Source organism: Anaerobacillus sp. QJM3NY_17 (assembly GCF_056173665.1).
In genome coordinates, this window is record NZ_CM149685.1 from 3,675,285 (window position 1) to 3,700,169 (window position 24,885).

Consider the following 24,885-nt stretch of genomic DNA (forward strand, 5'->3'; position numbering starts at 1 on the left):
AATGTGCTTTTTTTATTATACTAGCTCAACTGGTTGATTTTTATCAATAGATTCATAGCAAGCTTCTATCGTTTTCAAATTATTTACTGTCGCTTCGCCGGAATATGATGGTGTATGCTGGTTTTCAACACAACGCGTGAAATGTTCAACCATAAGTGTATACTGCTCACCTTCAGCCATTTCTTCTCTCACGTTGCCTTCGCTATTTTTAATTCGAATTAAACCACCAGCTCCAGGCGCGTCTGGACGGTATGCAAATGGAACATGAATACTTCCTTTTGTACCAAGAATTTCATAGGAATTGCTCATTTGTCGTTCAAAGCTACAATCAAATGAAGCTGTTACTCCATTTGCAAACGTAAAGATTCCTGCAGCCGAAAGATCTACGCCAACTTCCTTAGGAATGGAAGCCTGAGCGTAAACTTTTAATGGTTCGCTTCCAATAATGAACCTAGAGGAGTGAATACAGTAACATCCCACATCCCAGATGCTGCCACCACCTAGTTCACTGTTGAGACGGATGTTATTTGGTTTGTCACCGATATAAAATGAAAAATTAGTACGCATATGCTTGACGTCACCAATTTCACCTGAAGCAATCACTTCTCTTACAATTTCATGTTGGGGATGGAATTGATACATAAATGCTTCCATAAAAATAACACCGTTGTCTTCACAGGCTTGCACCATTTGCATGGCATCACGGGCTGTAATGGCAGCAGGCTTTTCGCATAGTACGTGCTTTCCTTTTTGAGCCGCTGCAATTGTCCATTTTTTGTGTAATGTATTGGGAAGTGGAATGTAAACCGCATCGATTGATTGATCATCTAGCATCGCTTCATAACTGTCATGATAATGCTCAATACCCATTTCTGCTGCAAATTCTCTTGCTCGACCACTACCGCTAGCAACACTTACCACTTCAGCACCTTGAGCATTTTGAATAGCTGGAATAACAGCTTTTCTAGCAATATTGGCTGTTCCCATAATACCAAATCTAATTCCCATATTTAGCACTCCCTTTCTAAGTATACTCGTATAATTTTACCATATTATCCCACGAAGAGAACTGTATCAAATTCTTTCATTCTTCCTACCATTCTACCCCCAGCGTAATAGCGTATAAACCGAAACATTAAGTAATCCCTTTAATCCCCCCTTTTGATTATAAGGAAAACAAGAGCCGTACTCGTTATGACGAGTACGGCTCTTTTAATTAGTGATTCTTACATAGTAAGTTTTCATTTATATTAGCAACTAATCTACGAGCTTCTCTAGCAGTAACAAAGCAATTGACTCAATCTACAAATCGCTTGATCACTTCCATAAGCTCAGGACGAATATGATGCTCTAAATCTTTAATTTGAGATTGGTTACGGTATTTTTTTTCAATAAGATCTCGCTGCTTACTATTTTCTAGCAACCAGTGCAACCAGTGCTTATCATCCGTTTCCGTAAACGCTTCTGTTTTTTCGTACTTGTTATGTAGATCTTTCAACAAATGACCGAGACTTTTCTCTGGATGTTCATTCCAATATGTTCGTAAAGCATCGCACAGTATTTCAATTTCTTTTTCCTGGTGCAAGACATCACATCCTTATCTGAGTTTATTTTGCTATATGTCTCTCGTTATGTCCACGTTCTTATAAAAATGAAATTACCCATTTTAATTATAATAACATAAAACACCTCTCTATTTTTAAGAGAGGTGTCCATTGCTAATTTGATAGTTTATCAACTGTTTCTTCAACAGGTTTACTAATAGCAGCTTCCCCGCCCAAGAAGTAGTATTCTCTACTCATTGATTTCTTAACATACTGTTCAGCTTCATTCGATAGTTTATTTTGCTTCGTTAAAATGACTGGTGCGCTCATGGCAGCAGCAAAGGGCGATCCAGGAAGTGCATCAATAAATACATCTCCATTTGCAAAGAAAACACTCTTATTTTCAAAATCAAATGTTTCTGCAATCTTCACGCTTGTTTCGTAACGATTATCGCCAGCAACTCGTTTGACCGTTGAAGTTGTAGCAAGTTTGTCCTCAACAACACTTGAAACCGCATTTTGCCCACCGATAATCGTAGCCGCAACAGGTTTCGTTGTATTCATATACGAACCAGTAGCTTCACTTAACTTTTCACTATTAGTCAATAAGATTGGAATTTGCTTTGAAGCTGCATAAGGAGCGATTGATAGAGCATCAGGGGAAGTGTCATCTCCTGTTGTCACGATCACTTGATTACTATTCCCTACTTCATTAGCAACTGCGATTGACGTTTCATATCGATTTTGACCGCTTATTCTTTCTACATCAGAAATATATCCTTTAGTAGAAAGTTGATCAATTACCTTCTCTGAAATGGCTGCTGGTCCACCTAGAATATAAATCTTTTCAGGTTGTAAACGATCTAATTCTTCCTCAACGACAGAAGGCAGTCCCTCACTTTTTGTTAAAAGTAATGGAGCATTGTACTTCTTAGCAAGAACGCTTCCCGTAAGAGCATCTACTGAAAGATCTCCTCTTCCAAGTACAACAACATCTGAGGAATGCTTCCACCCATCTTTTGATATAGCTACGCTAGTTTCATATCTATTATTTCCTGCAAGTCGTGTAATCAAGTTTGTTTCAAATGATTCTTTGACTAATTCTGTCCCAGGATAATAGAATGATAGAATTTGTTCGTAATTACGTCCATCTTTGGACTGTTGATAAGCTCCGTATTGGCTCATTCCAATACCATGCCCAAACCCACTACCTGAGACGACAAATGAATTACTCGTTTGTTTAATTTCTTTCACATAAGGACTTTTCATAATCGTTGTACCAATCATAAATCGGATATTATAAGAAGTATCCTCGATTTTCATCGTATGCTTTTTCAATTCCCCATTTGTATCCATAACAAATCCATCTTTGCTTTTTAAAAAATACTGAATCTCGACACTACCTCTTAATACTTCATCAGATTTAAATGGTGGAACTGTGAAATTAATATTCGAAATATCGGTGATTTTTATTTCATCTGCAGATTTGATTTTCCCTTTAGATAATAGCCATGACTTCATATTCTTTATTTCTGTTACGTTTGAACTTAGCTCAGTCACGTTAGACCACCAGGACTCAGGCTTTTTCAAATCTAGTTTTTTAGTGTCAATTTGTTGCTTTCCTAATGTATAGTCCCAATAATCAAAGCTTGTTATCATCTTCTCATCATATGGATCTACTTTCGTCTGCAAATATGGAATCCAACTACTTCCCCACGAGTTCGTATTGGACATAACCATTCCACCATTTGTGGAAGAATAAAAGGCACCTATGTACTTCCCGTTATACTTTAGTGCTTTTCCAGCAGTTGCATCTACCGCTTCGTTTGTCGTTTGATACCAGTCATAACCTTTATAAACTTGACTGGATTGACTATCCATTAGAGAATCTTTCTGTGGTAAAGCGAAAGTCCTAGCAGCGATTGCCTGGGCTTTTAATGCTTCCATTCCACCATTATTTCCCCAGTAGGCCGGCATTTCGCTTGGCACTACCCCTTTTAAATATTCCTCAATAGAGAGCGTATTTATCGGACGGATGTACTTTCCATCAATTGCAAATTTCATTTCTCCGAGATATTTTTTGTCACCTATTCCCACATAGCTGTCCATCGCTTTGGATATTGTTGGAACAATCGTCATAGAGTCCCCGAAATCTTCAAGCTGGGTATTGCCTCGATAAAGGACCACTTTACCCGCTTCAGCTTTTACACTGTATTCATCAGCCTGGGAGCTGTCTATTTTAATGCTACTACTTTCAATCTGATAACTGCCTGTCACATTAAATTTGATTACGGTCGTATCCTTAATATAGTTTACTAGTTTAACCGTAACTGACTCTCCTGCAGCCTGAACACCATTCATGGATAAAGAAAATGCTAAAATGCCAATCAAAAGTGACGTAAAAAGTTTCAAATCTTTTCCCCCTAAGATTTTTTAAGAAAATATTAGTTCTATTCTCCCTTTTTAACACTTTAGCATAAATTTTACATTAAAATATCATCCAAATGACGAATATTACAAAAATAACATAGAATACCCAGGTACATTGTCGAAACTATAGGTTATTTTTACTATAAAAATAATAGTAGTGATTTTTGAAAGGGTATATGTTAATGAGAAATGTTGCATTTTGCTTCTACGCTCTGTTCCAAAACTCAACAGTATAAGCTGAGCTTTCACATTAATAAAGCTCCCGCTATGCGAGAGCTTTTAAGATGGAGTAATGCCATATTTTATAAAGGATAACGCTATGTAGGCATCCTGCAAGATCCACAATCACATCAGTGATTAACGCTGTCCTTTCTGGTAAAAAGGCTTGAATAAATTCATCCGTTACAGCAAAAATAGCTACAATTATTATGACAATTAATGTACGAAAAACTGATGGGTCTCCTTTAAATAGCTGTAGTAATACTAATGCTATGAAACTGTAAACAAAGAAGTGACCTAGCTTACGAACGACAAAATGTGCCAATCCTAGTTCTCCGTTTTTTTCTAAACTTAACGTCAAAGGTCCGTATTGGAACTCTCTTGACTGGATGATGGAGGATACACCATCCACAATGAAAGGAGCTGGTTCATGCCCTATTAGTGTAAGTACTGCCATACATGAAATCAAAAAACCGATTCCTAACCAGCACTGGATACAAACCGAAACGATAGTCCAGGACACCGACATGATTGTCTCCTCCCTACATAAGCTCTCTTAAGTATCGCCTAATCGGGAAAAGACTATTCCGTTCGTTCAGCCATTTTCTTTAATTTAATGGCTCTTTTTTCTAACAGATTTTTCATATACTTTTTAAAAAACAAAAGGTTTGCGATGCCACCAATTAAACCGAATGGAGCTTCATAACTAAATACATCGATCATTAACGTTACATCATCGATTTCCTCAAAACGATGAGTATGAACAAACGATTTAAATGCTCCTTTTGTCATTTCATCAATAAACCAATCTGGTTCCTGCATCCCAGTGATTTTGGCGGTTAATCTTTGCTTAATGCCAAAGTGAGTCGCTTCCCATGTAACGACATCACCATTGCCTAGCAATCCTTTCGTAACCCCGCTTACCGCTTTCTCATTTGTTTGCTCTGTGCTTCTCATATGTGCTTCAACACTTCTTGCGTAATTGAAGCAGATTTCAATAGGAGCTTCAATCAATGTTTCCAGGTAAATAACAGGCATGTATCAACACCTCCATAATTCTTTAGACCTTATTCTCTACCATTATTTTGAATAAAAACAGGCCATAAAGATTATTTCATAAAATTCGACATTTAAGGCTAAATTATTTAAACAAATGAACCGATAATAAAAATAAAAGACACATCACTTTCACGCGCATTATACATGAAAGTGACGTTACTGGGCGGATTCATATGAGACGAAACTGGAAAACTCCTGAAGAAATTCAATTTCAAAAAAAACGCAAGGAAAAGATCCTTTTCCTTGCCATTCCTATCCTATCCATTCTGTTAGGAGTTGTTATTGCGATAGCCGCTAATAGTGGATTTTAAGTGTTTTTTTACTGTTTTCTTTTTTCTGCTTCGTTTTCTGTTTTTAAAGGGTGGAAGGCTCTCTATAGGAGTTCGATTATTTGTTATTTTAGCGTTTGCTTTACGCTTTCTCAATAAAACCGGGCTTTACGAAATCTTCGAAAGAAAGCATTCACGCTTTAAATATGACATTGGGAAACCTGCTCTACAAAATCTATATTTGATAAAACAAATTAAATGCACTTTCCCAATATACATCGTTTCCAGAATACGCTATACTTGAAACTGTAGTCATTTTTCGACAATTTTTAATTTTTTATGACTTCGTTTTCTTATTTTTATATGCTACTAATCGTACGAGAATGGCAAAATCATTGAAAAATGATGACGCAAAGCTATAGGGACTTCGCGGACTGATTTCCGACAGTCAGCCAGCTGCCGAATACGGCCTCCACTGCGATTGTTGCAAGAACCAAGGGGGATATGAATGATGAGAGAATCATGGCTAACGCCAGAGGAAATCCAGTACAGACGACAACGTAAAGAGAAGATGGTTTATCTTCTTCTACCCGTTTCAGCTATTGTGATTGGAGCAGCTATTGCTTTCCTTACACAAATGACATATTAAAACCGGGGAAGGGGAGCGAATCGTAGCTCTCCTATTTTATTGATCTTTTTTGAACAAAATAAAAAAGACAACCCTCACTTCAGGTCATCTACTTCGCATCGCTCTTATTTGTTACTGATTTACGTAGCTTTTTTATTCCAATTAAAATAAGGCGTATGGCCACATATAGTATAAATAACACAATAAAGCCCTGCAGTCCAACAACAGCGTCTGCAAACTCCATATTTCCTCTTCCGGTGATTTTCTGTTGAATTTCAATGGCAAAAACGACTACAAGCAATACAGTTACCGTATAAATAAACGAAATCGCTGTGATACTCCAATTTGCAAGTATACGGAACAAGAATTGCACAACAATAAATCCTCCCATCCCTAGTAAGCCAATCACCCAAAAGTGTAGTTGTTTATCTGTGACGGAAAAGCCTAGGCTATACATTAACATAATGACAATATCATGAAGCTCATTAACAATGGCAACGATTAACTTGATAAACTCTCCCATATCACACTATCCTTTTAAGTCGAATATTCATTATTCTAGGCGTCTTTCATTCAGGTGACAAGTACCACTAACCATCACCCAGAGCTTTTCACGCAAAGCTCGTCCTAAAGAAAATAAGTAGGTCCATTATAGGTTATTTCTTCTCTACTACTGCCTTATAAAGGTAGTCCTCATTGTTCACTTGAATTTCCGTTAAATCTTTTCCACAATATGGACAAATCCATTCTCCTTGATAATTACTGCTATAAGAAGGTTTTTGACATTTATCACACGTTTTCTCTACCATTTCACCACTCCATTCAATCTTTTTTATTTCATTCAGAAATCCTAGTTGTCTCCATAAAGTGTACTGACAAACATATTTTACCAAAGTGGATGGTTTTTTCAAGTAAAAATATTCTGAACTCGAGATATTTTTGATCTGTTATTAAAATTTCAAGCTATGTTATCTTACAAATTTAGATCTCGATTTTTGCTCATTTGAGTAAAATTTTTGTATAAAGAAGCTTCCTGGAGCGAGCCCCCCTCCCCTCAGTAAGAATGTTTACGTAAATAGCTCAATATAAAAAGTTCAAAAAAAATTCGACGAACAGCTAAGGCTGCTTTGTCGAATTATTAAACCGTTGAAGAGACTTGTAATTGATTAATGGTGGGCCGACCTATAGAGATATAGTGTAGTGGATATTTCGCCGTATCTTCTAATGAATAACAATTCCTTCCGTCTATCACAATGGGAGAAGTCATTCGTTTCACATATACATCTAAATCTAGCTCTTTAATTTCTTTCCATTCTGTTATGATGAGTGCCGCATCTGCTCCAGTTAAAACCTCTATTAAGGATTCTTTAAAGATCACTTCTTTAGGCAAGTGGCCTTTAGCATTCGATATCGCAATGGGATCAAAAGCAAGAACTTCTGCTCCTTCTTCTACTAAAGAGCGAGCAATTGGGATAGAGGCCGCCTCACGCATATCGTCTGTATTAGGTTTGAAAGCTAAACCGAGTAACGCTACTCTTTTCCCTTGAAGTGGTCCAACTACCTCTTTCGCTTTTTGAATAAGCTTATTTTGCTGAGTATTGTTGACCTCGATAACAGATTTCAACAACTGAAAGTTATGTTGGTTATTACCTGCAATTTGTACTAGAGCGTTTGTATCTTTTGGAAAACACGAGCCCCCATAGCCAATCCCAGCTTGTAGGAATTGATCCCCAATTCTCTTATCCTTTCCCATTCCAAGAGCCACATCATCTACATTTGCCCCAACTTTTTCACAAATAGCTGATATTTCATTTATAAAGCTTATCTTCGTTGCTAGAAATGCGTTAGACGCATATTTAATTAGTTCAGCGCTTTTCCGATCCGTATGATAAATTGGAATGCCAAAAGGCTGATTAATGTCTTCTAATACTGCGGCGGCTGTTTTATTCTCTGATCCAATAACAATTCGATCTCCATGAAACGTGTCATATACAGCTGAACCTTCTCGTAAGAATTCTGGATTTGAAACAACTTCTATTTTAATGTTCGACCTTAACGTTTGCTCAATCCACTTTTGTATCAGTTCATTTGTTCCTACGGGGACCGTACTTTTCGTTACAACGATACTATCCTGCTGAAGTGATGTCCCAATATGTCGGGCAGCTTGCTGGATGTATTGAAGGTCGGACGTTCCATCAGATCGTTGTGGTGTACCGACCGCAATATAGATCACGTCCACCGTTGCCAATGCTTCCTGATGAGCTGTTGTAAAGTGAAGCCGATCATCCAATAAATTTCTTTTCATTAACTTCTCTAAATCAGGTTCGAAAATAGGCGAATAGCCGTCAGTCATCATCGCAATTTTCTTGTGGTCGACGTCAACGCACGTTACTTGATGGCCGATTTCAGCTAGGCATACTCCTGTTACTAGACCGACATAACCGGTACCGATGACAGCAATCTTCATCTTATATCTCCTTTCTCTTTCATCTATTTTCTATTATAAGTGAGCAGAAATAATTTCAGATCCCCTTCACTCGATCAACACAAAATCTTAATATTTCTTTGGAAAACCACTCCCTATTATGCACGAAATTCGGTATGATAGGGACTAAACTGCTTAAGAAAGAAAGTGGAAAATGCATGAAATGGTTCGGTAAGCGAAAATGGCTTAGCCTCGCACTCTTAATGATGATCATACTTTTCATCTCCTCTAATACCCCTTATCAAAAACAGGATATGAAACCGTTCTTTAAAGGAATGATTTCGATCCAAGAAGAGGATTTACCCCCAATTGAATTCACCTATGATGGTGCACTTGTTACACCTTCAGCGCCATATCAATATGTTGAATTTTTTCTTAGGAAAGGAGCCCATGTTGCCTCGTTCGGTTTACTAGCTTTTTTATGTATCATGGCATGGAAAGAAAGCAATCGAAAAGCATCCCTTATCCTAGGCTCATTAACAGCTTTTCTCTATGCATTATTTGATGAATACCATCAAAGTCTCGTTGAGGGTAGAACGGGACATTTAATTGATGTGCTTGTACCAGACTCATTAGGTATAGTGCTTACGTTTATGGCCTTTGTCATCATCTCACAAAGAAAAAGTAAAGCTGCACGCTGAAAAGCCCCGCTCAATTTGCGGGGCTTTTCAGCGAAATTATAGAAAGTTAAAGATCCTGTCTCGCCTCAGAGGACTGTGATTTATCGGTCATTTGCTCTTCGTTCTCAATATCTTTCCCCATCCCTTTCAAAAAAGTGATTAGAATGGTTAAAGATCGATTAATCTCCGGATCTTTTAGTGCGCGAAGAAGACTCAGATAACTAGTCTTCTCGTTGTCTTCAGAATGCTCAGCAACATTCTCAATACCTGAGTTTACCTTTAAAAGCAATGGCTCAAGATCCTGAACATTAATCTTTCCTGCTGCTCCAAAGAGAAGCATCAGATTTTTTAACGCCGTTGTATTTTCCGGAACATTTAATAGATCGACGATGACCTTCAGAACGCGGTCGCCTTCTCCAAAAAGACCGTTTAAAAGCGTTAAGATGCCTCGATCTTTCATCCCACCTACAACGCTTAATGTTTCAAGAAGGGCATCTTTATTTTCAATCAAAGCATCTTCAATCTCTCTAAGATCACTCGCGCGTTTCTCTTCTTCAGAAACTTCAATACGTTTGATTTGCTTAATGGCTTTTGCCATAGTTAATGCCCTCCTTTTTCACCATATCTCCAGGGAAGAGATAATCTTTTCTAGCCCATTTCCGCTCAACCATGACCCCTTTTTGAGGCTGTGGATTTCCATAGCGATGATTGATCTTTGGAAGTGGTGAAGTCCCTTTGTCTTTCAAAATTTCCATCTTCGCTTTCACTTCTTTATAAACAGGTGTGTCAGTATCTTTATCCGCCTTGCTACTTGTAAGTAAGTTAATCGCCGCATCATCTTGATCATTTAGCGGAATGTATACTTCTTTTCCTTGCACACGGTCTGTTACAAGACATTTAATCTTAACAGCTCCATATGGTGACACAAGTCTAACTAACGTTCCGTCAGATAACCCTCTTTCTTCTGCTAATTCAGGAGAAACTTCAACGAACGTACTTGGTGTTTTCGATTTAATGCCTTCATTTCGATACGTCATATTTCCTTCATGAAAATGCTCTAGCAAACGCCCATTATTAACATGAAGATCGTACTGCTCATCGTACTCGAGTGGTTTTGTCCATTCGACTGGGAATAGTCTTGCTTTTCCATCCGGAAACGGAAATTCTTCTGTAAAGAGTAGTGGTGAATCCGTGCCATCTGCCGCAACTGGCCACTGCTGACTCTTATATCCTTCAAGACGTTCATAAGAAACCCCAGCAAACATGTCAGCAAGCTGAACAGCCTCAGCCATAATGTCACTCGGACTGTCATAATCCCAACCTGCTCCCATTTCGTTTGCGATTTCCATGATGATTTTCCAGTCGGGTTTCGAATCACCAAGTGGTTCTAGTGCCTGATAGAGACGTTGAAAACGGCGTTCCGTGTTTGTAAACGTTCCTTCTTTTTCAAGGCTTGGACTCGCTGGAAGTACGACATCTGCAAACTGCGCTGTCTTCGTAAGGAAAAGATCTTGCACGACGAAGAAGTCTAGCTTCTCAAATGCAGCGTGAACATGGTTAATGTTAGAATCGACAATTCCCATGTCTTCTCCTTTTAAATACATCGCTTTTAATTTTCCTTCATGAATATGTTCGACCATTTCATGATTATTTAAGCCGACTTCTTCAGGAAGTGGCGTTCCCCATGCTTTTTCATACTTATCACGCACTTTTTGATCGGTCACATTTTCGTAACCAGGCATTTTATCAGGCATGCTTCCAAAGTCACTCGCACCCTGGACATTATTATGACCTCGAAGTGGATAGGCACCTGCTCCTGGTTTGCCATAATTTCCAGTAACAAGAAGTAAATTTGAGATGGCAGTACTCGTATCTGACCCGCCACTATGTTGTGTGACGCCCATTGCCCATAGCGCTACAGTTGTCTTTGCTTCATGGATCATTTCAGCGATTTGGATTAATTCCGCCTCTTTAATCCCTGTTACTTCAGATGCATAGCTCATAGTGTACTTCTCAAGACTGGCGATATAGTCATCAAGACCATTCACGCGATCCTTCAAGAAAGCCTCATCAGCCCACCCCTGATCAATAATATACTTCGTTACGGCAGAGAGCCAAACAAGATCAGAACCTGAAGAAGGACGAATAAATAAATCAGAGCGTTCAGCCATTTCATGTTTTCTCAAATCGGATACGATGAGTTTTTGACCGTTCAATTTATTCGAACGCTTTACCCTTGTTGATAAAACAGGATGAGATTCCGAAGTGTTCGATCCAATAACAATGACAAGCTCAGACATTTCGATATCTTTTATCGATCCAGCATCACCACCGTGGCCTACTGTACGGAATAACCCTACCGTTGCTGGAGTTTGGCAATAGCGAGAGCAGTTATCAATGTTATTTGTTCCAATGACACTTCTTCCTAGCTTCTGCATTAAATACGATTCTTCATTTGTACACTTGGAAGAACTAATAAAGGAAAGAGCATTTGCACCATAATCTTTTTTCACCTCAAAAAACTTTCGGCTAATGAGTTTAAGTGCCTCTTCCCATTCTGCTTCTCTAAATGAATCACCTTCTCGAATAAGTGGTTTTGTTAAACGTTCTTCACTATTTACGTAATCCCAGCCAAATTTCCCTTTTACACAAGTAGAAATCCCGTTCGCTGGAGCTTCTACTTGTGGCTCTACTTTTAAGATATCTCTCCCTTTTGTCCAAATGTCAAAACTACATCCTACACCGCAATACGTACATACGGTTTTTGTTTTTTTAATTTCATTTTCACGCATGGACGATTCCATATCAGATATCGCAAGAATAGAATTATACCCAGTTTCCACGTTTTTTGTTAATTCGATCATAGGGCGAAGCGTATCCTGTTGAATACCAGTTAAAAAGCCAGCCTCACCTTCCATGCCTTTCTCCATCATGGCATTACAAGGACACACGGTTGAGCAATGTCCACAAGAAACACAAGAAGATTCATTAATATCAACGTCATTATCCCAGATGACGCGCGGACGTTCTCTCTCCCAATCAATTGTTAACGTCTCTGTTACCTGCACATCCTGGCAAGCTTCGACGCAGCGTCCGCAAAGAATACACTGATCTGGATCGTATCGATAGAAAGGATTTGAATTATCAACAGGGTCTGGTTTTTGTTCAAAAGGAATCGCCTGATGATTCATCTTCATTTGTTTCACCGTATTATGTACTTCACACGTGCCGTTATTGTAATCACAGACAGTACAATAAAGCTCGTGATTATGAAGAATACGATCCATTGCAATATTCTGAGCTTCCTTTACGTGAGAAGCTGTTGTGTTAATGCTATCTCCATTTGAGAGAGTCGTTGAACAACCTCTTACAACTTCTCCGTTTACTTCCACCATACATGTGTCACAAGTTTCGATAGCTCCAAGACTTGGATGATAACATATGCTCGGCAAGTCTAGATTATGATCATTAAGTGCTTGAAGCACACTTTTCTCACTTGAAATCTGTTCACTTTTACCATTAATCGTTACATGGATGGAATCCGACAAATGACATCACCCTTTATCATAATTTTCAGTATTACTAATTATTTCTTTCCCTACTTATTATTGGTTTAGACAATATTTTCTAAAAAATATTTATTAACCTATTAAAATATTTAAATGCTCTTGCTTTTCGTAAGATATTAAGGCTTCTAGTGTTGATTATCACATTTAAGTAAAATCAAAAAAACACAGCTCATATCGAGCTGTGCTTCAGTTGATTTTTTAAATGATGGAGAAAAGAATCTTTCATTGGTAAATCAACTTTTCCAGTTACGCCATCCACCATATAAACTTCTCTTCTATTTCCTTTGATATAGCCTACCCAATAAGGCAAATACAGTTTGGATGGTTCCTCTAAAGAAATGTTGATCTGTTTTTTCTTTTTTTCTTTTCCAAACGCTTCCCAATATAACGCATGTTTTGCTTTATCTGGATCTGGAGAACAATGGGTAAACATTTCCCCAGGAACCTTCCCTTCTTTAAGAGGGTAGTCCACTGGTAGAATAGCTGCTTGTTCAGAGATTGACTCGATTGCAATTCTTCCGGTAATTCCTTCTTTTAATGAGGTTGTTTTTAGATGATACTCATACATCCAAAAAGGGAGATAAACGAGTTCACTCGATTCAATCCTTTTTTTATTTTCAACGATGCGCAGCAGCAGACTAGAGGTATATTGTTTCATCGCTTTCAAAGCTTTCTGCCGATCAATTGTTGGTTCAATATAATAAGTCATCTTCTATAACCTCCTTTAGATCAGGCCTATGAGATAGAGCACAATCATAACGACAACGAAATACCCAACTAAATAAATCGGCCATCTTGACGTACGGCGTTCTTCTTCAATTTCTTCATCACTTAGAGACGACGCTGCTTCAGAACGTGCTTTTAACACTTCTTGTATATCGTCATCTAAATCAAACAGCGTAAGCCCTGCTAGTTTCTCAGCTTTAGGTTTTGCTCCAATAAAGCTAACAACATATCCAACCCCTACTGAAACAATCGCCCCTACGAAATTATTGTATAACCATGATACTTCAGCAAACTGAGTAACGCCCCAAACAGAAAGCATCCCCGCTATAATACCAGTCACTGCACCTACGCCGTTTGTTCGCTTTGTAAAAATGGCGAGGATAAACACACCCAGAAGTGCACCATAGAAATAGGAGCCTATCTTATTTACAGCTTCAATAACCGGACCAAGATTAGCTGCAAAGAAAGCGAAAATTGTTGCGTAAATTCCCCAAAAAATTGTAGCCCATCGCGATGCTTTTAAATAATGCTGATCCGATGCATTCTTTTTAACGAATTGACCATAGAAATCTCGAATCGACACGGCTGACAATGAATTAAGAGCAGAGTCCAGGCTAGACATAGCGGCTGCAAACACCCCTGCAATAATAAGACCCGAAATTCCTGCTGGTAATTGGTTTACAACGAATAGTGGAAATAGTTCATTCAAGTTATCAACATTTGGGTCACCAAATGTTTGATAGAATGCAAACAAAAGTATACCGATAAAAAGGAAAAGCAGCATTTGCGGGATTAATAGAACTCCACTTAGAACGAGTGAAAGTTTACTTTCGCGTATTGACTTACTTGTTAAAACACGCTGAATTTGACTTTGGTCTGTTCCAAAGTAAGCAGCATGAAGGAAGAAGCCGCCAATCACACCAGCCCATACGCTATATTCAATGGAAAGGTCAAAGGAGAAATTGAGCGATTGGAGCATACCTGCGTCTGAAGCGCTGGCAAGAATACTAGTCATTCCGCCCGGAACTTTCACTAAAATAACTACGATACTAATAGCCGCACCTAACCATAATACGAACATTTGGATTACGTCAGTCCAGATAACGGCACTGATCCCACCAAGCACGGTATATGATACCGCTATCACAGCCATTAAAATAATCGTTATCTTAATATCCCATCCAGTTACAACGGATAGTACTAATGCTGGGGCATAAAGAACGACACCTGTCGCAAGTCCTCGAGCCACTAAGAAGAGGGCGGCGGATAATGTTCGTGTTCCCGTTCCGAAGCGTCTCTCTAAATACTCATAAGCCGTATAAACTTCTGCTCGATAGAAAAAAGGGACAATTGTAGCGATAAGAAAAGCCATTGCAAGCGGCACATTAATAAACGTGTTAATGCGCTCTAGTCCACCTTCATATCCCCAACCAGGTGCACCTATAAATGTGATCGCACTCGCTTGTGTTGCCATAACTGAAAGCCCGATTGCCCACCACGGAATGCTTCTTCCGCCAAGAAAGTAATCCTTTGTCGTGTTTTGATTCTTTCCAAAACGCGCTCCAAACCAAGCAATCCCAAGAATATAAACAACAAGAACCACGTAATCTAGCATTGTGAATTGGCTCATTTTCTATTCTCCCTTCCCCTCATTAATCCATTGATAAAGCGTCATAAAGCGCTTGCTTGCACGGTACAATAACTCTGGTCCTCGAGTCATGGCTTCTTTCAATTCCATTGGCTCATCAATAATAGGTAGAACGGTCATAATGCCCATCTCCCTATCTTCTAGAATCGTAGAAGTACCAGCGAAAGCGATCGCAGGAACATTAACAGATTTAGCTAGCCGAGAAATACCCGAAGGCACTTTACCATATAACGTTTGGGCATCTAGCTTTCCTTCTCCCGTAATCACTAAGTGACTCGACTTCATTTGTTCTTTTAAACAGCTATGCTCAGCAAGTAAAGAGAAGCCGCTCATAAAAATTGGATCTAAGTAGGCTAGTAGGCTAAAACCAAACCCGCCAGCTGCTCCGCTTCCATCGCTGTTCTCCAGATTCATGCCAAATTTTTCACTCACTCTATTCGCATAGTTTTTCATTCCAGCTTCAAATCTACTAATATCGTTTACACCCTTTTGTGGACCGAACACAGAAATAGCGCCTTCCTTCCCAAGTAAAGGATTCGTTACATCAGACGCTACTACAACTTCTACGTCATTCAGACGAGAATCTAATGCTGTAAGGTCGATAGAAGAAATACGAGCAAGAGATGCTCCATCTGCCTTTATTCTTTCACCTTTCTGATCGAGAAACCGAACCCCGAGCGCTTCAAAACAACCAGTTCCTGCATCAACAGTTGCGCTACCACCTAAACCGAGTATGATTTTTCGTGCCTTCTTATTCAGAGCATGCTCAATTAACTGTCCTGTCCCATAAGTAGAGGCTTGATGCGGATCGAGTTCACTTTCTTTAAGAAGAGGGAGACCTGAAGCAGATGCTGTTTCAATAATCGCAGTAGATGTTGATTCTAACCAACTATATGTCGCCCTAATTGGCCGGCCAAGAGGATCACTGATGCCTTCAACGGCGATCTCTTGCCCATTAAGAATAGTAGCTAATGCATCTACTGTTCCTTCTCCACCATCTGCCATTGGTATGAGAATCGTTTCTGCATCAGGAATAACTTCCTTTATCCCACGATTAATGGCGTGGGCGGCATTAAGACTACTCATAGATCCTTTAAAAGAATCAGGAGCTATAACGATTCTCATTCACTCACCTCCGATGTTGCACACACCCAAAGAACTTCATAAGGAGATAACGTTATATTCGAAGAAATTTCACACTCGGAAATGAGATCGAAAGCAGTACCATCAAAATAAAGATCAAGTATTTCTCGTTTGAGCGTAACGGTGTCATCCGAAACATTTGTAATCGCTACAACTCTGTCTCCCGTCTGTTCATTCGTACGAACAACAGAGAAAATGCGCTGATCCATTTCCAACACTTCTTGAGAAGCATTGGGATGAAAAGCTTTAGTTGATTTGCGCGTTCTGATAAGCTTCTTAAGATCATTGAAAACTAGATTCCGTAAGCTTCCTTCCTTTTGAAGTTCATCTTCAAGCGTTGATCGTGTTAGCTTCTCTCGATTAATCGAGCGGTATCGTCCTGTTTCATCGACGCCACTTTGATCATTTTGAGAGCCTAGCAAACTATGAACGTAGATACCAGGTACGCCCATCAATGAAAGCAGGACTGATTGAGCTGCAATAAACCGCTTTGCCTTTTTCTCATTCGATTCTCCATTATTTGAAATCGCATCTAAATAATTAATGTTCAATTCATATGGACTCTTTGTTCCATCACCATTATTTTTATAAGATACGTAACCACCATTCTCTTGAACTTTATCCGCCATTCTCTGCACTTCAGATGCTGATAGGATACCTTCTACAGGTCGAACACCTACTCCATCATGGGAAGCTAAAAAGTTAAAATAAGTGGTTGTTTCCGTAGTAGCTTCAAGGGATTTGGCCCATTTCGTTAACTCCGATGCATCGCCAGTTTGAAAGGAATGGAGCGTCAATGGAGGTAAAGGGAATTGATAAACAAGATGGGCTTCGTTTGAACCGTCCCCAAAATAACTAATGTTATCTTTATGGGGAACGTTGGTTTCTGTAATTACGATCGTTCCCGGTGCTGCTTCTTCAAGTACTTCTCTCATAACCTGCACTAGCAAATGAGTTTCCTCCAGGTGAATCGATGTCGTACCTAGTTTTTTCCACATAAAGCCAATCGCATCTAATCTTAAAAAGCGTGCTCCTTTCTCAACATAAGTGAGAAGAATATCAAGGACTTCAAAGAGCACACGATCACTTTCGTAATTTAAATCAATTTGATCTTCACTAAACGTCGTCCAAATGTGCTTCTCTCCATTGTTCGTTTCAACTTTTGTTAAAAGAGGAAGTGCGCGAGGACGCGTCACTTTGCTATAATCCGCTTCAGGATCAGCTTCAATAAAGTAATCCTGATAAGCCTCGTTTCCTTTCAAATATTCTTTAAACCAATTACTTTCACTTGAAATATGATTTATAACAGCGTCAAACATTAGATCCGTTTGATTAGAAAGCGCTTGAATATCGTCCCAATTACCAAGCTCTTCATTTATTGTTTTATAATCCATTACTGAAAATCCGTCATCGCTCGTATAAGGATAGAAAGGAAGAATATGCACCGCATTGATTTCATTAGTAAGGTGATCAGATAAAAATTCTCGAAGCGTTCTAAGAGGAACTTCCCCCTCTTCTTTTATAGAATCACCATAAGTAATCATCATAATATCTTTTTCATCTACCCATTTTTTCTCAGGCTCTATTTGCTTTCGCTTATATGATTTAATTAGTTCCATTACTTCAGATGTCACAGAAAGCGCTCTTTGTTCTCCGTATAGTCGCTCTAACTTGTTGTATATGCTCCCTTGAATTGATGTTCTCATCTGTTATGCCTCCCGAATTATGTTCTACTATTAGTTTATTAAATCTCACGAAAGCTTTCTATGTTACAGAGAACTAAAAAAATGCGTATTACACATATGTTTTTAGTACACATAATAAAAGACACTTTTTTCAAAGTGTCTTTTACGTAGGGTTGGATTTATAAAAAGCAAGAGCTACTTGCAGAAGAACAGCATCCTCATAATTTCTAGGGTCATATCCAGTAAATTCACTAATTTTCTTTAAGCGGTACTGAAGAGTGTTCTTATGGATATATAAATCACTCGATGCTTTTTGAATGGAGCCATTTGCTTTATAGAAAGCTTCAAGCGTTTCAATCATTTGATCTTTTTTCTCTAATTGTTCTAAAGGGAGAACCCGTTCAACAAAATCTAATCTCACTTCTGGGGCGAGATCATACACAAAAGATTCAATGCCAAGTTGATCATAGAAAAACAAATTACTCTGCTTTCTGGAATGAAGCAAGGCTTTCTCTGCTTCTTGTACAGACCTTGATATTTCTCGTGGCGTTGTATACATCCTTCCAATACCCGCAGCCATTGTGAAGGGGTAAGAAGATTCGATAGCTTGCTGGATTTGTTCCAGTCGAAATTGAATCTTTCCTTTACGATTCACCTCGGCCACTTGATCATTAACGGATAATAAAAGAATATAACGTGTACTTCCTGTTGGTATGATCACATGCTGACTATTGGGTGGAAACCTCGATTGAATCTCTTGAAGAATATCTCGACGAAAACGCTGAATTTCAAGTTCTCCTTTAACATCAGCTTGGTAGCTTGATAATTTATTATAAATAAGATCATTCATCCCGATCATATCAAGAATGACAGCGACTCTCGGAATATGGACATTGATGCCAAGAATCCATCCTCTTGATGCAAATAATTTATCATTTTCCCACTTTCCATCGATCCATTCATCAATAAACGCTTCTTTCGCTCGATCTTCTAGTTCGAGCTGTTCATCAAAGTAAGCTTCCTTTACAAGAATTTCAGTCATTTTTTGGATTACCTCGCCCATCTGTTTGATTTCTTCAGGGGCTCCGGTAATACCGATCACACCAATAATCTGGTCATGCAAAAAAACGGGGAGGTTTATGCCTTTTCTCGTTCCTTCTAACTCATCATCCTCTTCGATCACTAAACTTTGTTGCCGTTGCAGAACATTATAGGCTCCTTCATGGAAGTGCCCGATACGATTTGGATCAGTACTAGCAATAATTTTTCCTTCACTATCCATAAAATTAATATTGCGACTAATGATCCTCTCTGTTTCTTCTACGATTGATTGAGCTAGCGGAGGTGAAATAATCAACCATTGTCGCCTCTTTTCTGTTTGATTAGCGGTAAAGGTATCGCTTAAGAAAAAAATATCTAATAAACAAAACCTTACATGAATGCTACTACTATTTCCATGCTTTCAAGCTGTTTTAGTGATGGAAGAATTTCTAATATAAAAAACGGGCAGCTTCTTACCCGCTGACCCGTTCTTCTAGATTCTTTACACCTACACTAACGTTAAGCGTGTGAGCTCCGCCGATATATACCCCTTTTAGAGGAGAAATATCACGATAGTCTCGGCCTACTGCAATCCGAATGTGCTGTTCGCGAGCTACGGCATTATTCGTTGGATCAAGGCCAATCCAGGCTAGGCCCGGCACTTTTACTTCAAGCCACGCATGAGTTGCCGCGTCCCCACGGTAAGCGGAATTCTCCCCAATATAAATATATCCACTAACATAGCGAGCTGGAATTCCTCGATGCCTACAGAGCGCAAGCATTAGATGAGTATAATCCTGACAAACGCCTGTACGATGAGTGAGAATTTTTTCAGCGGTCGTTTCAACATTTGTGGCTCCTGACACGTACTCCATCGTGTTATAAATATGTTCATTAAGCTTCACTGCGAAGTCAAGTTCATCTCTAGCATTTGCCCAAAGCTCTCGCGTTTCTTCTTCCATCACGTGCTTGGAGATTGTCGTATAATCCGTTTCGATCATATATTCGGCATGTGCTTGCTTAAAAGATTCTGAATGAAGTTCAGCTAGCTGGTTATCCGTAAGTGGTAAAGTAACATCCAGCGCAAGTGGATGAATTTCAATCGTTGAAATCGTTTCAATTTCAAGATCTTGATGTTCACCCCATAGATAGAACGTTTCAACATAGTTGCCCCAATAGTCGGTATGTCCGTAAGTCTTACTTTCAGGTTGGATGCGAACGCGATAGTCATGAAGCGTTTGTTGCACATCATGAAGTGGTCGCAATCTGAACTGATTAATACTCTGCCTTACTGGCAGCTCATAGTGATAAGTGTTCGTTTGGGTAACTTCATATTTCATGGTATCACAACTTCCCCCAGGTAGTAGGTTTTCGTAATGTGCATGCCGATCGTCATACATCTGTGTTGAAAACTCTGAAGAAACGCATGAGCTCCTTGATTCAAAATTTCTTCGATTGAAAAATCATAAAGATCATTGGCAAGGTGCTCGAGCTCTTGTGCAAGTGATTCTGAATAATGTTCGACATGACCATCTTCAAGCGCGACAAATGCATTTCGCACTTTTTGAATACAGTACATCATTGACCTCGGAAACTCAGCATTTAAAATGAAAAACTCAGCGACATTGCGACTTTTAATCAACGGTCGATACGTTTTAATGTAAGCTTCATGTCCACTCACAGATTGAAGAACTGACCACCAGTGATGATACTCCACAATTTCTGTATTCTGGTAGCTCTCTAAATTTTTGTGATAATAAACATCTAATATGCGAGCTGCCTTCTCAGCTCTTTCCAGGTGTTTACCCATCTCCATGAAAAGATAAGCATCTCCTCGCGGCATTGTTGCTTCAACAATCCCCTGAAATAGAAGAGATTCCTTCTTAACAAATTCACAAATATCGCTAACTTCTTCCATCGTCCATGGCGTGTGGCTTTGTTGCTTTAATTTTAAATAAAAAGAATTAATACTTTCCCATAGTTCATTGGGAATAATTTCTCGAACGGCGCGTGCATTTTCCCTAGCAATAGTTATTGTATTGAGTACTGAATTAGGATTTTTTCCTGAAAACAGTAGAAACTCCATCACATTTCGATCCATCGATCGATCATGTTCTTCATCAAAAACTTCTTGAAATCCGCTTATTTCAATCAGTTCATACCAGTTCTGATTCGTCTCTTCGATTGGATTGGCATTCTCAAGACGACTCGTTAACTTAACCGCGATCAATCGCGCATTATTCTCTGCTCGTTCGACATTTCGGGTTAACCAATAAAGCGAATCAGCTACTCTGCTTAGCATGGTTGTCACTCCCCCCCGTTACAATTGGATTCTCTTCTAGTACCCACGTATCTTTCGCTCCGCCTCCTTGTGAAGAATTGACAACAAGAGACCCTTCCTTGAGAGCGACACGTGTTAACCCACCAGGAAATACGTGAGTCTTCTCTCCACCAAATATAAACACGCGAAGATCAACGTGACATGCAGCAAAGCGGTCTTCTTTAAATGCTGGGAGGCGAGATAATTTAATTGTCGGTTGAGCAATAAATTCAGATGGATTTTTTAAAATTTGCGCTCGATAGGCTTCAATCTCCTCTTCCGTAGCATGAGGACCGATGAGCATGTTATAACCGCCTGAAGCGTTCGTGTGTTTGACGACTAACTCTGACAAATGATCAAGAACATATTCCAACTGATCGTCATATCTCAGAAGATATGTATCGACATTTTTCACTAGTGGCTCTTCCTTTAAATAATAGCGAATCATATCAGGAACAAAATGATAGATCGCTTTATCATCGGCAACTCCATTACCAATACCATTTAATATCGAAACATTTCCCGCACGATACACATCAATGAGCCCTGGAACCCCAAGAAGCGAATCTTCACGAAATTCCAGTGGGTCAAGAAACTCGTCGTCTATTCTACGATAGATCACATCTACCTTCTTCAATCCACGAGCAGTTTTCATAAACACCTGTCGCTCCCTCACAACAAGGTCTCTGCCTTCTACGAGTTCAATTCCTGTTCGCTGAGCAATAAAAGAGTGGTCGTAGTATGCTGAATTATGAACACCAGGTGTTAATAATACAATCGTCGGTGATGTGCTATCATCAGGAGCAAGCGAGGCCATTGCTGAGTGAAGATATGAAAATTGCTGTTCAAGAGATTGAACAGAATATTGATTGAAAAATTCAGGGTAAACTTTTCTCATTACATAACGGTTTTGAAAAACATAAGAGAGGCCAGAGGGATTACGAAGATTATCTTCTAGAACGCGATACTCCCCATTATCATCCCGAATTAAATCAATTCCTGCCATAAAAATATGCTGCCTTCTCGGAAGATCAATCCCTGCCACTTGTTCGAAAAAATGCTGGCAATTGACGATCAGATCCCGTGGAATAATGCCGTCTTTAAGAATGTTTTGTTCGTGATAGACGTCATCAAGAAAAGCATTGAGCGCATCAAATCGCTGCATGAGTCCTCGCTCAAGATGTTGCCATTCGTCTGGTGGAATTATTTTGGGAACAAAATCAAATGGCATTGTCCGTTCTGTACCCTCATTGTCACTATAAACGGTAAACGTAATGCCCTGGCGAAGAAAATCGCTTTGCGCTAGTTCATACCTCGACTGTAATTCTTCCGGAGCTACCTCGTTTAATTTCTCATGGAACGGTTTGCAATGTCCCCTTGGTTTCTTGCCTTCTTCAAGCATTTCATCAAAGTAACCATCTACTTTATACGAATGAAACATCAGCACTCCCCCTCCACTATTATAAGATCACTTATTAATTTTACCATTTTTCTAACTATTCTAACAAATTTCAAGATAAAGCATCGAAATCCCTCTATTTAAGACACTCATTCAAATAAAAATAGCAATGTTATCTCATGATGTTGTTTTCTCGATTTTTGAATCATCCATGTGAAAGGTCATCACAGAACGTAAATGAGTAAAAAAAAGAACAGCATGAGCTGCTCTTATCAAAAGTGGATTTCACCCTTTTACTGATCCCGCAAGTAATCCTTTTACAAAAAACTTACCTAAGAAAATATAAACGAGTAGAGTTGGCAGTGCAGCAAGGAGTGCACCTGCCATTTGTACATTCCATTGAACGATTTGACTGCCGGATAAATTCTGAAGAGCAACCATAACAGGTTGTTGATCAGATGTTGTGATCGTGACAGCAAATAAAAATTCATTCCAGATGTTCGTAAACTGCCAGATTGCGACTACAACAAACCCTGTAATTGATAAAGGCATCATGATGAAACGGTAAATTCCGATAAACCCTGCCCCATCTATTTTGGCAGATTCAATCATCGAATCAGGAATGCTAGCATAGAAATTGCGAAACATAAGTGTCGTAATCGGAATCCCATACACAACGTGAACAAAGATAAGCCCTGCAATAGAATTATATAATCCGATTTCTCTAAGAAACTGAATGAGCGGGATAAGGATACTTTGATAGGGTATAAACATTCCGAACAAAATAACCGTAAATAGCGTATTTGCGCCTTTAAACTTCCACTTTGAAAGTACGTAGCCGTTAAGTGATCCTAATAACGCTGATAGCAATGTAGCTGGGATAACAAGATAGAAACTATTTAATAAGTTTGGAGCAAGCTTCGTAAACGCTACTGAATAACTACTAAAATCAAGTGTTGAAGGTAACTGCCACATTTGACTTAAGGTCACTTCTTCAAGAGGCTTCAGGCTCGTTATGATCATGACGTAAACTGGCATTAAATAAAAGCATGATAAAGCAATAAGGAGAGCATAAAGAAGCGGACGGGTGATCGTTCTAATCGCCATCAAGTTTCCCCCTTTCGACTCGACCACAGATATGGAACGATAAAGATAGCAACAGCGAGAAGCATGACCACAGCAATGGCTGCTCCGTTTGCGTAATAATTACCACGGAACGTCGTTTCGTACATATATACACCTGGAACATCGGTTACAAAGTTCGCTCCAGGACCTGTCATTGCGTAAATCAAATCGAAAATTTTAAGTGAAATATGAGCCATAATAATAATGACACTAACCGTAATCGGGCGAAGGATCGGCATGATGATTTTCCAATATACTTGGAATTCATTCGCTCCATCCATTCTCGCTGCTTCTCGCACTTCTTCAGGCACCCCACGTAAACCGGCAAGATACATGGCAACAGAGAAGCCCGTCATTTGCCATACTGCAGCAATCACAACGGCAATCATCGCTACCGGAATCCCGAATTCAATCTTTCCCCATCCAATTGCAGGGAAAATGGTTGTATCCGTGTACCATTTTGAATCAAGACCAATCTTTTCAAGAAATAGGTTAACACCTGTCGAAGGGTTTAATAGCCATTGCCAAACTACACCCGTTACAACAAACGAAAGCGCCATCGGAAAGAAAAAGATATTTCGAAAGAGTGACTCCTGCTGGATTTTTTGATCAAGAAGAATGGCAAGAAACTGCCCCACCACAATCACGACTAGAATGAAGAGAATCGTAAAAAATAGTGTATTTCGTAAGTCAGCTTGAAAACGAAAATCACTAAACAAGTAGATGTAATTTTTCAATCCAACAAATGAAAAGTCTGGTACAAGTGAATTCCAATTACTCAAAGAGACATAGCCAGTCCATCCGATAAAACCATAAACAAAAACACCTACTAATAGGATGGATGGAATAAGGAATGCAATGGCGATTATGTGATCTTTCGTAAGTGAACGTCTTTTTCGAGTTGTTACAGCTTTAACAGATTGGTTTATCATTGTTTCAGTCTTCATCCTCATCCCCCTTACGATAGAAAAAGGG

General features: G+C 39.1%; 23 protein-coding genes and 1 riboswitch. Of the genes, 3 read left to right on the top strand and 20 right to left on the bottom strand.

The annotated features are described in order from the left end of the window. Positions 1 to 15 precede the first annotated feature (15 nt). The 5 genes from AC0VYV_RS19030 to AC0VYV_RS19050 all read right to left on the bottom strand — a co-directional run bounded on the left by AC0VYV_RS19030 (position 16) and on the right by AC0VYV_RS19050 (position 5,231). Positions 16 to 1,008 carry a Gfo/Idh/MocA family protein gene (locus AC0VYV_RS19030; protein ID WP_430245811.1) on the bottom strand — a complete coding sequence of 331 codons (993 nt, stop codon included), beginning with the start codon at positions 1,006 to 1,008 and terminating at the stop codon, positions 16 to 18. 289 nt (positions 1,009 to 1,297) lie between these two features. Continuing rightward, positions 1,298 to 1,585, bottom strand: coding sequence for a hypothetical protein (locus AC0VYV_RS19035; RefSeq protein WP_226615331.1), 288 nt, complete (start codon positions 1,583 to 1,585; stop codon positions 1,298 to 1,300). Between the two features lie 133 nt (positions 1,586 to 1,718). Further along, a complete protein-coding gene (locus AC0VYV_RS19040) occupies positions 1,719 to 3,956 on the bottom strand; it encodes a SpoIID/LytB domain-containing protein (protein WP_475374117.1) in 2,238 nt (745 codons plus the stop codon). 283 nt (positions 3,957 to 4,239) lie between these two features. After that, the gene (locus tag AC0VYV_RS19045) at positions 4,240 to 4,722 is read right to left on the bottom strand and encodes a VanZ family protein (protein WP_475374118.1); all 483 of its coding nucleotides are present in this window, start codon (positions 4,720 to 4,722) and stop codon (positions 4,240 to 4,242) included. Between the two features lie 53 nt (positions 4,723 to 4,775). Continuing rightward, a complete protein-coding gene (locus AC0VYV_RS19050) occupies positions 4,776 to 5,231 on the bottom strand; it encodes an SRPBCC family protein (RefSeq protein WP_475374119.1) in 456 nt (151 codons plus the stop codon). Positions 5,232 to 5,425: 194 nt separating this feature from the next. Between AC0VYV_RS19050 and AC0VYV_RS19055 the strand changes: the two genes are divergently transcribed. Then, positions 5,426 to 5,563 (top strand): hypothetical protein, encoded by a 138-nt coding sequence (locus tag AC0VYV_RS19055; RefSeq protein WP_475372933.1) that lies wholly within the window; start codon positions 5,426 to 5,428, stop codon positions 5,561 to 5,563. A gap of 333 nt (positions 5,564 to 5,896) precedes the next feature. Then, positions 5,897 to 5,985, top strand: a riboswitch (cyclic di-GMP riboswitch). Between the two features lie 44 nt (positions 5,986 to 6,029). Further along, complete coding sequence (locus AC0VYV_RS19060; protein ID WP_404683357.1) at positions 6,030 to 6,170, top strand: hypothetical protein; 141 nt, start codon at positions 6,030 to 6,032, stop codon at positions 6,168 to 6,170. Between the two features lie 88 nt (positions 6,171 to 6,258). Here the strand turns inward: AC0VYV_RS19060 and AC0VYV_RS19065 are convergent, their stop codons facing one another. The 3 genes from AC0VYV_RS19065 to AC0VYV_RS19075 all read right to left on the bottom strand — a co-directional run bounded on the left by AC0VYV_RS19065 (position 6,259) and on the right by AC0VYV_RS19075 (position 8,616). After that, on the bottom strand, positions 6,259 to 6,672 hold the full coding sequence (locus AC0VYV_RS19065) for a hypothetical protein (RefSeq protein WP_430245802.1): 414 nt from the start codon (positions 6,670 to 6,672) through the stop codon (positions 6,259 to 6,261). Between the two features lie 133 nt (positions 6,673 to 6,805). Next, a complete protein-coding gene (locus AC0VYV_RS19070; RefSeq protein ID WP_303534131.1) occupies positions 6,806 to 6,958 on the bottom strand; it encodes a hypothetical protein in 153 nt (50 codons plus the stop codon). 329 nt (positions 6,959 to 7,287) lie between these two features. Then, complete coding sequence (locus AC0VYV_RS19075) at positions 7,288 to 8,616, bottom strand: UDP-glucose dehydrogenase family protein (RefSeq protein WP_475374120.1); 1,329 nt, start codon at positions 8,614 to 8,616, stop codon at positions 7,288 to 7,290. Between the two features lie 176 nt (positions 8,617 to 8,792). On the opposite strand from AC0VYV_RS19075, the gene AC0VYV_RS19080 reads away from it, so the two are divergent. Next, positions 8,793 to 9,275, top strand: a complete 483-nt coding sequence (locus AC0VYV_RS19080) for a VanZ family protein (RefSeq protein WP_475372936.1) — start codon at positions 8,793 to 8,795, stop codon at positions 9,273 to 9,275. Positions 9,276 to 9,321: 46 nt separating this feature from the next. Here AC0VYV_RS19080 and AC0VYV_RS19085 read toward each other — a convergent pair whose 3' ends face one another. The 12 genes from AC0VYV_RS19085 to AC0VYV_RS19140 all read right to left on the bottom strand — a co-directional run bounded on the left by AC0VYV_RS19085 (position 9,322) and on the right by AC0VYV_RS19140 (position 24,857). After that, positions 9,322 to 9,852 (bottom strand): helical membrane plugin domain-containing protein, encoded by a 531-nt coding sequence (locus AC0VYV_RS19085; RefSeq protein ID WP_430245797.1) that lies wholly within the window; start codon positions 9,850 to 9,852, stop codon positions 9,322 to 9,324. Then, the gene (gene fdhF, locus AC0VYV_RS19090) at positions 9,836 to 12,802 is read right to left on the bottom strand and encodes a formate dehydrogenase subunit alpha (RefSeq protein WP_430245796.1); all 2,967 of its coding nucleotides are present in this window, start codon (positions 12,800 to 12,802) and stop codon (positions 9,836 to 9,838) included. The genes AC0VYV_RS19085 and fdhF overlap by 17 nt, the downstream gene beginning before the upstream one ends. Before the next feature lie 190 nt (positions 12,803 to 12,992). Beyond that, positions 12,993 to 13,532 carry a hypothetical protein gene (locus AC0VYV_RS19095; RefSeq protein ID WP_430245794.1) on the bottom strand — a complete coding sequence of 180 codons (540 nt, stop codon included), beginning with the start codon at positions 13,530 to 13,532 and terminating at the stop codon, positions 12,993 to 12,995. A 15-nt stretch (positions 13,533 to 13,547) separates the two neighbouring features. Next, a complete protein-coding gene (locus tag AC0VYV_RS19100) occupies positions 13,548 to 15,179 on the bottom strand; it encodes a sodium:solute symporter family protein (protein ID WP_430245793.1) in 1,632 nt (543 codons plus the stop codon). 3 nt (positions 15,180 to 15,182) lie between these two features. Next, positions 15,183 to 16,322, bottom strand: coding sequence for a glycerate kinase family protein (locus AC0VYV_RS19105; protein WP_475367992.1), 1,140 nt, complete (start codon positions 16,320 to 16,322; stop codon positions 15,183 to 15,185). Beyond that, positions 16,319 to 18,046 carry a sugar phosphorylase gene (locus AC0VYV_RS19110; RefSeq protein WP_475365884.1) on the bottom strand — a complete coding sequence of 576 codons (1,728 nt, stop codon included), beginning with the start codon at positions 18,044 to 18,046 and terminating at the stop codon, positions 16,319 to 16,321. Before AC0VYV_RS19110 ends, AC0VYV_RS19105 begins: the two co-directional genes overlap by 4 nt. 142 nt (positions 18,047 to 18,188) lie before the next feature. Continuing rightward, complete coding sequence (locus AC0VYV_RS19115; protein WP_430245788.1) at positions 18,189 to 19,382, bottom strand: CdaR family transcriptional regulator; 1,194 nt, start codon at positions 19,380 to 19,382, stop codon at positions 18,189 to 18,191. Positions 19,383 to 19,539: 157 nt separating this feature from the next. After that, a complete protein-coding gene (locus AC0VYV_RS19120) occupies positions 19,540 to 20,406 on the bottom strand; it encodes a transglutaminase family protein (protein ID WP_303534152.1) in 867 nt (288 codons plus the stop codon). Next, the gene (locus AC0VYV_RS19125; protein ID WP_475365885.1) at positions 20,403 to 21,368 is read right to left on the bottom strand and encodes an alpha-E domain-containing protein; all 966 of its coding nucleotides are present in this window, start codon (positions 21,366 to 21,368) and stop codon (positions 20,403 to 20,405) included. Before AC0VYV_RS19125 ends, AC0VYV_RS19120 begins: the two co-directional genes overlap by 4 nt. Further along, positions 21,349 to 22,827 (bottom strand): circularly permuted type 2 ATP-grasp protein, encoded by a 1,479-nt coding sequence (locus tag AC0VYV_RS19130; protein WP_475365886.1) that lies wholly within the window; start codon positions 22,825 to 22,827, stop codon positions 21,349 to 21,351. The genes AC0VYV_RS19125 and AC0VYV_RS19130 overlap by 20 nt, the downstream gene beginning before the upstream one ends. 243 nt (positions 22,828 to 23,070) lie before the next feature. Continuing rightward, positions 23,071 to 23,892, bottom strand: coding sequence for a carbohydrate ABC transporter permease (locus tag AC0VYV_RS19135; protein ID WP_475365887.1), 822 nt, complete (start codon positions 23,890 to 23,892; stop codon positions 23,071 to 23,073). Further along, a complete protein-coding gene (locus AC0VYV_RS19140; protein ID WP_475365888.1) occupies positions 23,892 to 24,857 on the bottom strand; it encodes a carbohydrate ABC transporter permease in 966 nt (321 codons plus the stop codon). The genes AC0VYV_RS19135 and AC0VYV_RS19140 overlap by 1 nt, the downstream gene beginning before the upstream one ends. Positions 24,858 to 24,885 lie beyond the last annotated feature (28 nt).